At 70.7% G+C, this 12,326-nt stretch carries 13 protein-coding genes; 1 reads left to right on the top strand and 12 read right to left on the bottom strand.

The genetic code is table 11. The annotated features are described in order from the left end of the window. Positions 1 to 8 precede the first annotated feature (8 nt). A complete protein-coding gene (locus tag ADY01_RS09305) occupies positions 9 to 833 on the top strand; it encodes an SAM-dependent methyltransferase (RefSeq protein ID WP_049568825.1) in 825 nt (274 codons plus the stop codon). 232 nt (positions 834 to 1,065) lie between these two features. Here ADY01_RS09305 and ADY01_RS09300 read toward each other — a convergent pair whose 3' ends face one another. The 12 genes from ADY01_RS09300 to ADY01_RS38020 all read right to left on the bottom strand — a co-directional run. Continuing rightward, positions 1,066 to 2,418, bottom strand: a complete 1,353-nt coding sequence (locus tag ADY01_RS09300) for a serine hydrolase domain-containing protein (protein ID WP_078900133.1) — start codon at positions 2,416 to 2,418, stop codon at positions 1,066 to 1,068. Then, positions 2,415 to 3,338, bottom strand: coding sequence for an aKG-HExxH-type peptide beta-hydroxylase (locus ADY01_RS09295; protein WP_049568821.1), 924 nt, complete (start codon positions 3,336 to 3,338; stop codon positions 2,415 to 2,417). Before ADY01_RS09295 ends, ADY01_RS09300 begins: the two co-directional genes overlap by 4 nt. 102 nt (positions 3,339 to 3,440) lie before the next feature. Beyond that, complete coding sequence (locus ADY01_RS39720; protein WP_199826200.1) at positions 3,441 to 3,587, bottom strand: hypothetical protein; 147 nt, start codon at positions 3,585 to 3,587, stop codon at positions 3,441 to 3,443. Positions 3,588 to 3,701: 114 nt separating this feature from the next. Then, on the bottom strand, positions 3,702 to 4,592 hold the full coding sequence (locus tag ADY01_RS09290) for a protein kinase domain-containing protein (RefSeq protein ID WP_078900132.1): 891 nt from the start codon (positions 4,590 to 4,592) through the stop codon (positions 3,702 to 3,704). After that, entirely contained in the window at positions 4,552 to 5,238 is a 687-nt protein-coding gene (locus ADY01_RS09285; RefSeq protein WP_049568815.1) for a hypothetical protein, read from the bottom strand. Before ADY01_RS09285 ends, ADY01_RS09290 begins: the two co-directional genes overlap by 41 nt. 4 nt (positions 5,239 to 5,242) lie before the next feature. After that, a complete protein-coding gene (locus tag ADY01_RS09280; RefSeq protein WP_049568812.1) occupies positions 5,243 to 5,977 on the bottom strand; it encodes a hypothetical protein in 735 nt (244 codons plus the stop codon). Next, positions 5,974 to 6,600: a hypothetical protein gene (locus tag ADY01_RS09275; RefSeq protein ID WP_049568809.1), complete on the bottom strand. Its 627-nt coding sequence runs from the start codon at positions 6,598 to 6,600 to the stop codon at positions 5,974 to 5,976. Before ADY01_RS09275 ends, ADY01_RS09280 begins: the two co-directional genes overlap by 4 nt. Then, positions 6,597 to 8,483 (bottom strand): radical SAM/SPASM domain-containing protein, encoded by a 1,887-nt coding sequence (locus tag ADY01_RS09270; RefSeq protein WP_063784169.1) that lies wholly within the window; start codon positions 8,481 to 8,483, stop codon positions 6,597 to 6,599. Before ADY01_RS09270 ends, ADY01_RS09275 begins: the two co-directional genes overlap by 4 nt. Before the next feature lie 37 nt (positions 8,484 to 8,520). After that, positions 8,521 to 8,955: an NUDIX hydrolase gene (locus ADY01_RS09265; protein ID WP_107081684.1), complete on the bottom strand. Its 435-nt coding sequence runs from the start codon at positions 8,953 to 8,955 to the stop codon at positions 8,521 to 8,523. Between the two features lie 465 nt (positions 8,956 to 9,420). Beyond that, positions 9,421 to 10,137 carry an HAD family hydrolase gene (locus ADY01_RS38970; protein ID WP_159001062.1) on the bottom strand — a complete coding sequence of 239 codons (717 nt, stop codon included), beginning with the start codon at positions 10,135 to 10,137 and terminating at the stop codon, positions 9,421 to 9,423. Positions 10,138 to 10,487: 350 nt separating this feature from the next. Beyond that, positions 10,488 to 11,810, bottom strand: a complete 1,323-nt coding sequence (locus ADY01_RS09255; RefSeq protein WP_049568800.1) for a tetratricopeptide repeat protein — start codon at positions 11,808 to 11,810, stop codon at positions 10,488 to 10,490. 239 nt (positions 11,811 to 12,049) lie between these two features. Beyond that, positions 12,050 to 12,326 (bottom strand): hypothetical protein (locus ADY01_RS38020; RefSeq protein ID WP_049568797.1); only part of this gene is annotated, 277 nt, incomplete at its 5' end.

The following is a 12,326-nucleotide window of genomic DNA, read 5'->3' as shown; positions in this document are numbered from 1 at the left end:
CTGCAGAAATGCCTGACTTCTTCAACCCGGACCAGCCAAGTCCGGAGATCGATATCTCCGTCCATCATTCCGCGCGCGTATGGAACTACCTCCTCGGCGGAAAGGACAACTACGAGGTCGACCGCACAGCAGGCGACCGGCTGGCCGCGGCCTTCCCTGGCATGGTCGCCCTCACCCGCCACTCGCGAGCGTTCATCGGCCGCGTCGTCCGCCACCTCACCGAAGAGGAAGGCATACGCCAGTTCCTCGACATCGGCACAGGACTTCCCACCGTCGACAACACCCACGAGGTCGCGCAGAGCATCGCTCCCGAGAGCCGCGTCGTCTACGTCGACAACGACCCCCTGGTGCTCGTCCACGCGACCGCCCTGCTCACCAGCACACCCCAGGGCGCATGCGACTACGTCCACGCCGACGCACGCGATCCCGAGCGCATCCTCCACGAGGCCGCCCGCACCCTGGACTTCTCCCGCCCCGTCGGACTCATGCTCATGGGCATCCTCGGCCTCATCGAGGACGACGACGAAGCCCGCTCCATCGTCACCCGGCTGACCGACGCCCTCGCCCCCGGCAGCTTCCTCGGCCTCAACGACGGCACCACCACCGACCCCGCCTACGTGAACGGCCTCAGCAAACTCAACAAGCGACCCGGCGCCATCCCCTACACCCCCCGCAGCCCTCAGCAGATAAGCCGCTACTTCGACGGCCTCGACCTCCTCGAACCCGGCGTGATCTCCGTCTCCCGATGGCGCCTGGGAGCCCTCCCCTTCGGCCTACCCGAGGAAGTCGCCGGCTACGGCGGACTCGCACGGAAGCCCGCCCAGCCGAGATAGTCACCAAGCCAGTTCGCTCAGCGCAGGTGAGGGCCCGGTGCCCAGGTGGAGGTCCTGGAGGGTGAGGCCGGTCAGTTCGCTGACCCGCAGTCCGGTGTGAACGCCGGTCAGCAGCTCGGCGCGGTCACGGCGTCCGGTCCAGGTGGTGCGGTCCGGGGCCGCGACCAGGGCGTCGGTCTCCGCACTGGTCAGGTAGTTGACGATGGCCTGGTCGAAGCGTTTGGGGAGTTGGTCAGTCCGGCCGCCGCCGGTAGCGCAGTCCGGGCGCGCGGTCGAGATCGAGTATGAAGCTATCGGGTGTGGGCGCGCTGTCGCCGGCCGGAGCAGTCGGGACCGTGAGCGTGTAACCGTTCGCCGCATACGTGGCGGCCCCGGTGCGGGTGAGGCGGTCGCGGGTTCCGCTGCGCCATAGGTAGAGCGAACTCTCGCTGCGCGTCAGGCGCAGTGCGCCGGGCACCTCGTCGCAGGCGTACGTGCCGAGCGGGGTATGTGGCGTATCAGCGCCGCTCCTGTCCGAGACGGTGGGTGGGGGGCCGGGCTGGCGGCGCAGGGTGAGGTGCAGGAGTTTGGTCAGGTCGGCTTCCGGTGCGCGGGCGAGTTCGGCGAGGGCAACGGCAGCGACGTGGTCGGCGGCAATGCCCGCGTGGTTGGACAGGCAGATGATGCGGAGCCCCGCGCGGCTGAGGTGAGCGGCGGCGGAGAAGCCCTGTTCGTGGCCGCAGTGGAAGACGGCCACATGGCCGGGCCTCGTGTCGGCGTACAGCCCGGGTCCGTACGTGAACGGCAGGTGGTCGCTGGGCCGGTAGCCGACGTACCGCTCGTACGGAAGTCCGTCGTCGGCCGACTCGCTCCATTGGTCCCACAGGTGTCCGAGCCATCGGTCCAAGTCGGCGGCGGTGGACCACAGCGAGCCGGGGCCGGGCAGGGTGACCGGGCGCTGCTCGTGCTGCCATCCGCCGCCAGCGGACTGGTAGCCGGCGGCAGCACCGGGGATGACGTCACGGAGATCGGTCTTGAAGCGCGCGGTCATGCCGAGCGGTGCGAAGACCTGCTGTTCAGCGACCTGCTGGAGTCCTGCGCCGTGGACTTGGGCGAGAACCTCGGCGAGGAGGAGGTAGCCGGTGTTGCTGTACAGGAAGCGGCCGGGCGTGACGGCCCGGTGCTGCTGGCGGTAGGCGAGCTGGAGCAGGTCGTCGGCGGTGTAGTGGTCGAGGTCGCGGAAGCCGGCCAGGGACAGCAAGGTTTCGGCATCTCGGATGCCGCTGCGGTGCTGGATGAGGTCGCTTACGGTCACGTCGGGGATGCGGAAGCGGGGCAGGATGTCGCCCACCGGCCGGTCCAGGGCGAGGAGGCCGTCGCGTGCGGTGCGGATGCACAGGTATGCGGTGATCTGTTTGGCGACGGAGCCGACGTTGAAGGCGGTGTTCTCCCCGATGGGCGCGGCGAGTTCGAGGCTGGCTGATCCGGTGTGTGTATGGATCAGCGGGCCGTCGGCGGTCCGGAGGCACAGGATCACGCCGGGCTCGCCCGGCCGGTTCACGGGGCCGGCAGTCGTGGAGGCGGTCGGTGTGTTGGTGGCATTCACAGGCTGAGGGCCTCGCGGTGAACGGCGTGCAGGCGTTGCCGCAGGTCGGAGTCAGTGATCAGCGTGAGGGCGCGGGCGTGGTCGTCGACGGTTCCGGCGAGCAGGCCGTGCTGCTGGTCGAGGTAGGCGGCCAGGAACTGATGGAGGTCGCCGCTGGTCTCGGGGAGGGCGCGGGCGGTGTAGATCATGGTGAGGGGGAAGGCGAAACAGGCGTGCAGGAAGCCGAAGGCGGGCCGTGTCGTCTTCTTCCACGGGGAGTGGAACTTCGCCTCGTCGCTGGTTTTGCAGGCGGTGGCGGCGAGGGCGTCGTTGAGCCAGTTGTGGCCCGCCTCGTGGATCAGGTCGCGGGCCAGCACCGTGGGCTCGTCGACGTGGTCGCAGTAGATCGTGCCGGGCAGTCGGGTGATGGTCCAGCTGTCGAGGGTGTCGCCGAGCTTCTTGCGACGCAGGAGGCAGACGACGACGGCGTGTCCTGCGAGCAGGTCGGCGAAGCCGTGGCGGACGCCGGCGGCGTATGCGGTGGTGGCGAGTTCCCGCAGGTCCGGCGGGGCGGGGGTGGTGTCGGGGCACAGGATGTAGTAGGGGGTCTCGGAGATCTCTGAGCGGGGCAGGCGGTCCAGGTTGGGCGTGAGGATGATGCGGGGGCCGACGGCGGTGGGTGTCGACAGTGCCGGGGCGTTCGCGTCGGGGTGGGCGCTGTACCAGTCGAAGGCGGCGGTGTCGCGAGCGCGGGCAGCGGCTTCGGCGCCTTCGAGGGCGTGGTGGGTCAGGCAGTAATCGGCGGCGGCGGATTCCGGGGATTCGGGGGTGCCGGCCTGGTGCTGGGCGGCGGGCGTCAGGACGGCGCGGATCCGGCGGGTCCGGTCGTGGTGCAGGGCTTGGATGGGGGCGAAGGAGAAGGCAGTTGCGGTCGCGTCCACGGGGCGGGTCCTTCCGAGGGGCTGGGCCTGGGGCCGGCCCCGTGGTGGGCCGGTCCCAGGTGGTGCTCACCAGCGGTCTGCTGCCGGTGCGGTGTGTGGCGCTCAGGTGTCGGTGCCCGCGGGGGCCTCGGTGGTCGGCCAGCCCTCGGCGGAGACGCTGGAGGTGTGGGCGGTGGTGCGGACGGTGTCGTCGTCGCCGCGCAGCTCCTCCACAGCGTCCAGGAACTCGCTGATCCGGTCGTCGGTCATGAGTGTGCTCGTCCTTCCGATCAGGGGTGTTGGGGGCCGTGCACCTTCTGGGACCGGATGGTGTGGCGGGGAACGGGCGGTGGGCACGGCGGTCTCCTTCCGGTGATGGCGGGGTCAGTGGCCGCGTGGGACTGGCATGGCGGTGGGGGTGGCCGCCTGGCGCAGGGCGTTGAGCAGCTCGCTCATAGCGGGCCGGTCCTCCGGCTGCGGGGCGAGAGCCGCCGGTAGCACCGTGCGCAGGACGGCGGGGGTGGTGTCGAGCCGGGAGTGGCCGTGGCGGGGGATGTCCGCGCACAAGAAGCGGTAGGTGAGGACCGCGAGGCTGAATACATCGGCGGCCGGGGTGGCGCGGTCGTAGGCGGTGGCGTATTCCGGGGGCCAGTGCACCTCGGGGCCCCGGGCGGCGGGTCCGCGCGGGGTGTCGGTGTGGCGGGCTGCGCCGAGGTCGGTGATCAGACCCTGGCCGTCGTGGATGAGGATGTTCTCGTGGTATACGTCGCGGTGCGCGATTCCGCGCTCGTGCAGGGTGCGCAGGCCCTCGGCGATGTCGGCCAGGATGCCCAGCCCGGCTGCCGCCTCGGCGGGGTCGAGGGTGGGGGCGAGGTGGGGGCGGAAGTTGCCGTCGGCGCAGTAGGGCATGGTGTACCAGTCGAACTGGTCGCTGCTGCCCTGCTGAAGCAGCGGGATGACGTGCTCGGCACTTTGGGCGGCGCGGGTGATGGCGATCTCGTGGCGGAAGTCCTCACGGGTCAGAGCTCGTTCGGCTTCGGACATCTCCGCGTACCAGTAGAAGCCGTAGGCGGCCTTCTGGGTGTCCGCGTCGAGTTCGGCCAGGACGTGGTTGCTGCCGAAGCCTGCCTTGAGGACCACTGGGTCTTCGTTGTCGCGGCTGGCGAGGACCAGGGTGCTGGCGCGGGTGAAGGAGAGCAGGTCGTGGACGTGCCAGTCGGCGTCGCGAAGCTGGTCAAGGACCCAGGCGGCGGGGTGCATCGGGTGAAGGTGCATGGGGCGGCTCCTCTATTCGCGCCGTATGCGGGGCGGTTGCGCGCAGCCGGTTAAGGCAGGCGGTGGCCAACAGGTCGAGGTCGGGCTCGGTGGTGCACGTGTGGCGCAGTACGGTCAGCCCGGTCGCCTCGGTCCATGCGGTGGCGGCCTGCTGGTACAGGTCGGCGAGGTGGGCGGCGGTCGGCAGGTCCTCGCCGAAGCGGCGCGATGTGGCCCGGCGGGAGAGCCGGGCATGGCACAGCTCGGGCTCGGTGGTCAGCAGGACGGTCAGCTCCGCTCGCGCGGCTGTGACCTCGGCCAGCTGGTGGACGTAGTCGGCAACGGGCCGGTCGTGGAGCAGGGCGAGCAGGCAGGCCGTGGACAGGGTGAGGCGGTCGGCGACGACCGGGCCCAGGGAGAGGGCGGAGGCGAGGTTGTGGCGGGCGTGGAGTTCCAGATCGCACCGGGCCGCGGCCACCGCCTCCTCGCCGCTGGCGGCCGGGTGTCCGGCCCGCAGGCTGATGATGGTGCGGGTGGACTGAAGCGACAGCCAGGAGAACTGGCCGATGTGCCCGAGGCCGAGGTCTTCGGCCGTGGCGGCGGCCAGGAGCCGGTCGCGCAGCGTGCTCTTCCCGGCTCCGGCGATGCCCTCCAAGGCCAGCAGCATGCCCTTACCCCTGGTCCTTCTCGGCGATGAGCCAGCTGATGAACTTCGCGACCCGGCCGTGGGTCACCGGTTCGGTGCCGTGGGTGAGCTGGGAGCCGTAGAGCAGGGCGGTGCCCGGGGCGGGGCTCACGCTCCACCGGGTGCGGGGCATGGCCGCGTACCAGTCGGCGGAGTGGTCGGCGCCGTCGTGGGCCAGCCACATGCCGTCCGCGTAGCCGTGTGCCTGGGCGTCGTGATCAAGGCGGGTGCTCCACAGCCGGTCGCTGGCGGCGCTCTCGACGTAGAACGCGCCGCCGGCCTCCGGCTCGTGGATCACCACGCTGATGCCGGCGATCTGCCGCGGCCAGGCGAGCGGGTCGGGGGCGATGCCGTCGAGGTGGCCGGTGATGTGCTGGCCGGGGCCGTACTCGACGTAGGTCCACGGGCGGCAGGCGCTGATCGACGGCATCACGCGGGACAGGGCGGTGCGGGCGCGGTCGAAGGCGTGCTGGAGCAGGTGCTCGGCCTCCTCGGGGATCTCGGGGACTTCGACCCGCCCGGCCGGCTCGTAGACGGCCATGGCCTGCTCGTGCGAGTGGCCGGGGATCTCGTGGATGGAGGTGGTCCGCTGTGTGCCGAAGCGGGTTCGGTCTTCCTTGGTGAGGAAGTCGTTCATCACGGCGGCGAGCCGAGCCTGCTCCTCGGTGTCGAGGAATCCCTCGATACTGCCGACCGTGACGGTCTCGGCGATGTGGATCACGAGCCGGTCCTCCTCGTCTCAAGCACGCGGCGGATGTCGTCCGGACCGGTGCAGTGGTTGAGCCAACTGGCAACGGGATGGCGGGCGGTAGCGGTCGGGTCGGCCCACAGGGCCAGCAGCTCTCCGGTAAGCGGCAGCTCCTCCGCGCCGGGCAGCGCCTCCGGCACGGTGAGCCGGTCCAACGCGGCGCATGAGGTCGCGTGCTGGGCGGCGAAGGCCCGCCCGAGCCGGACTGCCGCCGCGAGCCCACAGGAGCGCAGGAGCGTTTCCGCAGGCTCGGCGTGCTGGAAGCTGCGGTGCTCGGTCTGTGCCCACCCACCCGCGACTGCCCCGGCTGCGGCGGCGACGCGGCAGGTGGCACAGCACGACCGGGCGGACTTCGGGCACGGCTGATGACGGGCTGGGAGAGTGGCGGCAACCTCGCCGAGGGCCGCCCAGGCGGAGTCCTGCACCAGCTCGCCGACGGTGGTGCGTCGACCGAGGGCCGGGCCGTGGTTGCAGCACACCGGGCCTGGCTCGGGCTGCGGGCCGGGCCGGAGTGAGGGTTCGATGAACAAGGCGTGGAAGTACACGATCCGCCCCAATAACTGGTTGATCGTCAGCGCGTCGGTGGCCCGGCTCACGCCGGCACCTCCTCGACACCCGGCACGGCGGACTGCGGTATGGGGCAGAAGCAGCCGCCCGCGGTGGGCCGTTCGCCACGCAGCGCGTCCGCGACGGCGGCGGTGACCGTGTCCACGGCGTCGAAGTACGCGGGCCAGCCGTGCCCGGGGGCCGGTCGCAGCGCCAGGTCGAGCGCGGGGATCGCGCACCCGGTGCTCTCGCACGTCAGCTCCGCCCGCCCGACGGTCACCTGAACCGATGCAGGCAGGCCGGGGGCCGCAGCGGTGACCGCCCGGCACAGGGCAGCCGCGGCCTGGGCGTACTCGGTCCGGTCGCGCGGGAGGATGCCGACCCGACGCTCGGCGGGCGGCAGGGCGAGACCGTCGTAGAGGTGGCCCTGGCAGCTGTCGTACGTGACCAGCCCCCACGAGCGGGTGACGGCGTCGACCAGGGGGCGAGCCCCGGGCTCGATCGCCTCGCGCCACTGGGGGTGGGCGGGATCCAGATCGTCAGCTTCGTTCACACCGGGCAGGCCGACAGTGTTGATGTTGCCGTGCGTACTGGTGTGCAGCCGCACCGGGGTGCTGGGCGCGTCAGTGCGGTCCCAGCGGGCGAGGAACGCGGCGACGTCGCGCATGCTGTTCGGCGTACGGGGACGCCAGCGCACCGTACGGCACCAGGCGCCCGCCGGGTGGGCGGGCTGGGCGAGGAGCGCGGCGATGCCGTCGATCATCCGCATCCGGTAATCGCAGTAGGCGTCCGGGTCATGGGACTGGTCCTGGCGCCAGCGGGTGGCCACGCAGCCGCCGCCGCACGTGGACCGGTACGCGCACGTCGTGCACCGCTCCATCAGGGCCTTGCCTTCGTTGAGTAGCGGCAGCCTGCGCTGGGCGGCGACGACCGCGGCCTCGTCGGGCATCCGGTCCAGGGAAGCGAGCTGGGCCTGTGGCCAGGGCAGTTCGTCACAGCTCCCGAGCCGTCCGTCCGGGTAGAGCGTGAAGACGTGGTCGCACTTCATGTTGGAGAAGTGGCAGAAGCCGCTGTCCAGCCCGCGCAGTCGCCGGATGGTGGACACGGTCGGCTCCAGCTTCAGGCGGGCGAAGTGCCCTGCGCCGATCCAGCGGACGGTCGCGGCGAGCACGAACTCGGCGTACTCGGCCGGGCTGATCGCCCACGCTGGCCCTCCGGGGCCGCGCACGGCCGCGCCCTGGAGCAGCCGGCTCACGGGAAGGCGCCGCCCTGGTGCGGCGGTGCGGCGCTGGACGGAGGCATCGAAGCATGGCACGAAGCTGACGGCGTCGACCGCCTCGAAACCGGCGAGGTGGTCCAGGACGGCTTCGGCGCGGCCGAGCACGGCCGGGGTGACAGCGGCGATCACGCCGACCTTCCGGCTGCGGGCGGCCAGCAGCCGCAGGGCGGCGGCGACGCGCGGGTATACGGGCTGGCCGTCGTAGCCGACCCGCCAGGTGTTGCCCGCCGCGTCCCCGTCCAGGGAGATGCCAATGTGAAGATCCGGGTACAGCGCGTCGAACAGGTCCAGCCACTGCTCGTCCAGCAGCACACCGTTGGTCTGCAGCGAGACGCGAACCACGCTGGGCTGGGTGGCCAGTTCGTGCAGGACGTCGGCGATGTGGTCACGCCCGGCGGTCAGCGGTTCGCCGCCGTGGAGTTCGATGGCGAGCGGACGCCCCTGGAAAAGCTCGGTGAGTCGGCGCACTTGGCCGGCGTCGATCCGGGCTCCGCCCGGGGCCTCCTTGCGTTTCTCGTAGCAGTAAAGGCAGTCGATGTCGCAGGTCTCACCGCGTAACTTCAAGATCACCGATACGGCGCTGTCGGTGTCCTCGGCGTTCAGGCCGCGGTACAGCTGGGCGATCGGGTCGTGCTGTTCGGTGGTGCGGTGCATCGGCTGCCTCCCGGGGTGGCCGTGACCGGTGTGGGGATCAGTCGTACAGGCGTCCCAGCAGGGCGGCCTGACCGGACTGGAGGATGTGGGCGGCCTCCAGGGGGATCCAGAAGCACTCGAAGTGCGTGGGCTCCTGTTCCCCGTCGTGGTCCTCCTGGCTCATCCACCGTTCCGGGGTGGGTTCAGTCAATTCCAGGTGGAAGACGTGGCGGTGCTGGAGTTCGAACCGGTACGGGCTGATGTCGTACTCGGTCTCGCCGAGCTTCCGCGCGATCTTGAAGTCCTTCAGGCCGGTCTCCTCGCGGGCCTCGCGCAGCGCCGCTGCCTCCGGCGTCTCGCCCTCGCGGATGCTGCCGGCCGGGACCTGGATGCCGACCTCCTCGTAGCTGTATTCGGTGTGCCGGAACACCAGCAGCTTTCCGTCGCGCACGACGTAGCACAGCACCTTGTCCTTGGTGACCTTCTCGGGCACGGGAACACCCCTCTTCATTCGTTGGAACCGGTCGCGTACCCGACGGCGCCCGAGGCGAGGGCGCACAGCGTGCACCCCTGGTGACGGCCGGCCGACGCCGGGCGAACGACCTTGAGTCTAGGCTGCGTGACCAAGCGTCACGACAGCCCGAAAATGGTCGAACTGGCTTGCGGTACCGGGGAGATGGGCCGAAGCCCAAACACCTGCGGTGGGTCAGCATCGCCCCTCCTCTCCACCGACGGCAGCGGCGTTGCCGAGCCGGAACCAGATCTCCTTCCCTCGCAGCAGCCGCCCTCGCCCTCACCGACTCGCCCTCCGTCATGCCCCGGGCCCTCCTGACCCTCGACCACGCGCAATGCCTGCGCATCGACAAGGGCCCCCAGACCGCCGCCGACATGGCAACCGACACGTGGAACAAGCTCCGGGTGTTCGTTTGGACGGCACAGGTACAGGCGGCCTGTCGCGTCAGGCGGCAAGGTGCATGCTGATCTGGTCGGGGAGTTGGGAGAGGTGTTCCAGGGCGAGCGTTCCATCGGCCAAGAGCCCCGGTCCTCCTTGGAGCTTTCGGTTGACCCACGCGGCTCGCATTCCGGCACAGATGGGCTTTCTCACGTCGTTGAGGCTGTTGTCGCCGACGAAAAGGATCTCTTCAGGCTCGACGTCGGCGGTTTCTATGATGTGTTCGTAGAAGCCGTCGTCCGGCTTGGCGACTCCGATGTCACTGGAGCAAACGGGGACCATGAAGCCCAGGCCGACGGCCCGCAGTGTCTCGTAGCGGTAGCGCACGGGGCGAGCGGTGTTGGACGCGAGCAGGCACACCAGCCCTTGTGCGTGGAGGGTTCGTACCGCGTCGGCCGCGGCGTCGTCGACCGGATGATCGCCGCATTCCTGCCAGATCGCCTCGGTGAGCTGATCCATGTCCGGCAACTCAACGGCGCACCGACGTGCGGTATCCCTCAGCAGCCGCTCCAGGGTGCCGGGCAGCGACTCGACGTAGTAGGCCCAGAACGAGCGGTTGAAGAGGTCGACGAAGCCGCTGGGCACGCGGACGGCGAACCGCGCCTGGAGGACGTCGCGGACCAGTTCTCCGGTCGGTCGGCGCCGACCGGTGGTGGTCAACGTGCCGGCGAAGTCGATGGCGACCGCGCGAAGTGGCCGGAACGGCAGGAGGATCTGCTGCATCCGCTGTTTGGAATCGGCAGCCACATCCCGGCGGAGCCGTACGGGGAGGGCAGGCGCCGCATCCGCGTTCGGCTGGGACTCACGGCAGTCTGCCCGATGGTGGGCGGCGTGTCGGGCCTCACGGGGGAGGGCGGCGAACTGCCCGGCAGGCGTGAGCTTGGGGCGGGCGCTCCCGCAGCGCCTCCGCAGGTTGGAGGGCAATGCCGTGAGGTGACAGGCAGCCTGGCGCATGTCGTCGGACCGGTACACGGTGGTTCCTCCGCCCAGGAGCCCGCGAGTTCCCCGCGTCGCTTGCAGATCAGCGTCCGACAACCCGGATTCCCACTCCCCGGAAAAGGGCCTGTTGCTCGTCACGGTGCTTCGCCGTTCTTCGGCGTGGCGAGGGCGGTGGGCAGGGAGTGCAGATGTCCGCGCAGCCGGTCGGTGTCCTGCTGGCTGATCGGTTCGTACAGGGCGAGCGCCTGCCGGTAGAGGGTGCGGGCTTGTTCGTGGTGGCCTTGTTCCTGGTGGATCTGGCCGGTCCATTCGATGGTGCGTGCCTGCCAGGCGAGGGAGCCGGCGGCGGCGAACTCGGCGCCTGCCTGCCGGAGCAGGGTGAGGGCGTGTGCGTGCCAGCCTTGGGCGGAGTGGGCTCGGGCGAGGAAGGCGAGTGCACGGGCGGCGTCGTACCGGTCTCCCTCGGCCAGGAGGGTGTCGCGGGCGGCGGTCAGGTGGGTGACGGCTTCGTCGGGATCCAGCTGGTCGATGGCGACGTCGCCGAGCAGGATCCCGGTGAGCGCCGCGCCCCGGCGGTACTCGATCTGCTCGCGCAGGCGCTTGGCTTCGAGGAGGTAGCTCAGTGCTTGCCCGGGGTGGCGCATCAGCCGGTGGACATCGCCGATGCCGTGCAGCGCCTGGGCCTGGTCGCGCAGGTCACCGTCGTCGCGGGCGCTGGTGAGGGCGAGCTGGTGGTGAGCGAGTGCCTCGTCGTAGCGCGCGAGGTTCCGCAGGCCGCCGGCGCTGGAGGTGAGCATGCGCCGCTCGGCCGCGCTGTGGCCGGCCCGCCGTGCCGCCACCAGCCCGTACTGCTGGTATGCCTGCAGCCACAGGTCGTAGTGCCGGTGCCGCAGGAAGACCGGCCACATCGCGTCGGCGAGCTGCCAGACGGTCGGGTACCACTCGGCGTCGAACGCGGCGCGCAGAGCGCTCATCAGGTCAGGGAGGCGGTCCTCCAGCCAGGCCAGGGCAGCGCTTTCGGTGGCAAGCGGCACCGGCGAGCCGGGCCGGTGCAGGTAGTTGCGGTCCAGGGTGCGGTGGCTGGGAGTCAGCAGTTCCTCGGCCGCGGTCGCGGTGCACAGAAGGAAGTCGACCCAGCCTCGAAGGGTGGCAGCGCGCTCCTCCTCGGAGTCTTCCCGGGCCTTGGCGACGACGTGCTCGTGCATAGCGTCACTCAGCCGCCATCGGGTTCCCCCGATGATCGTGCAGACGCCGAGGCGTTCGACGAGCCCGAGCTCGGCGAGCATTTCGATGAGCCGTGCGGCGTCGTCCAGGCGCTGGTCCGGGGCGAACTCCGCAACGGCCGCCGCGTCATGGACACCGAATACCCGCAGATGCGGCAGGGCTCCCAGCCGCCGGTAGGCCGCCGCTTCCTCGGGCAGCAGCTGGCTGTAGGGCTCGTCAAGCGCGTCGGGCACGACTGTCTCCTGGGGTGATGGTGGACGGTTGGTCGGGGCGGATGGTCACGAGGGCAACACCGCGGCCGGGCGGCCAGCCCACGGACTGCGCGGCCCGCGCACCGCACCGAAGGTGAGGTGGGGCCTTTTCGGTGCGGGTGAGGCCGAAGTCGTCGGCGCGGGGGCACGGGGGCCCAGCCGCGTTGGCCGTATCGGGTTCATCGGCTGCGGTTGGTGTGGTGCGTGGCGGGGTTTGCGGGTCAGTGGGACAGGGTCAGCAGGCCCTCGCGGTGCATGGCGGTCAGGAGGGTCAGGCAGTTGTGGCCGTCGAGGGTGCCTGCGCCGTCGGTGGCGAGCGGGTCCAGTTCGAGGGGGCCGACGAGCAGGCGTTGCAGGAGGGGTCTTGCTTCGGCCGCGAAGTGGAACGTGCGGCCCTGGCTGGGGAGCAGCAGTGTTCCGTTGGGTGCTTGCAGCAGCTCGGCGGGGCGGCTCAGGCGCAGGCCGACCTGGTGCGCGACGCGCAGGTCGGCTGTGGGG

The sequence above is a fragment of the Streptomyces sp. SBT349 genome (assembly GCF_001083795.1).
Lineage (GTDB): Bacteria > Actinomycetota > Actinomycetes > Streptomycetales > Streptomycetaceae > Streptomyces.
This window is presented reverse-complemented; position numbering and strand designations above follow the sequence as displayed.

Excerpts from the sequence above, each read along its gene's own strand:
- ADY01_RS09305 (WP_049568825.1), top strand. The coding sequence starts at position 9 with ATGCCTGACTTCTTCAACCCGGACCAGCCAAGTCCGGAGATCGATATC.
- ADY01_RS39720 (WP_199826200.1), bottom strand. The coding sequence starts at position 3,587 with ATGACCGACGACCGGATCAGCGAGTTCCTGGACGCTGTGGAGGAGCTG.
- ADY01_RS09290 (WP_078900132.1), bottom strand. The coding sequence starts at position 4,592 with ATGCACCTTCACCCGATGCACCCCGCCGCCTGGGTCCTTGACCAGCTT.
- ADY01_RS09285 (WP_049568815.1), bottom strand. The coding sequence starts at position 5,238 with ATGCTGCTGGCCTTGGAGGGCATCGCCGGAGCCGGGAAGAGCACGCTG.
- ADY01_RS09270 (WP_063784169.1), bottom strand. The coding sequence starts at position 8,483 with ATGCACCGCACCACCGAACAGCACGACCCGATCGCCCAGCTGTACCGC.
- ADY01_RS38970 (WP_159001062.1), bottom strand. The coding sequence starts at position 10,137 with ATGCAGCAGATCCTCCTGCCGTTCCGGCCACTTCGCGCGGTCGCCATC.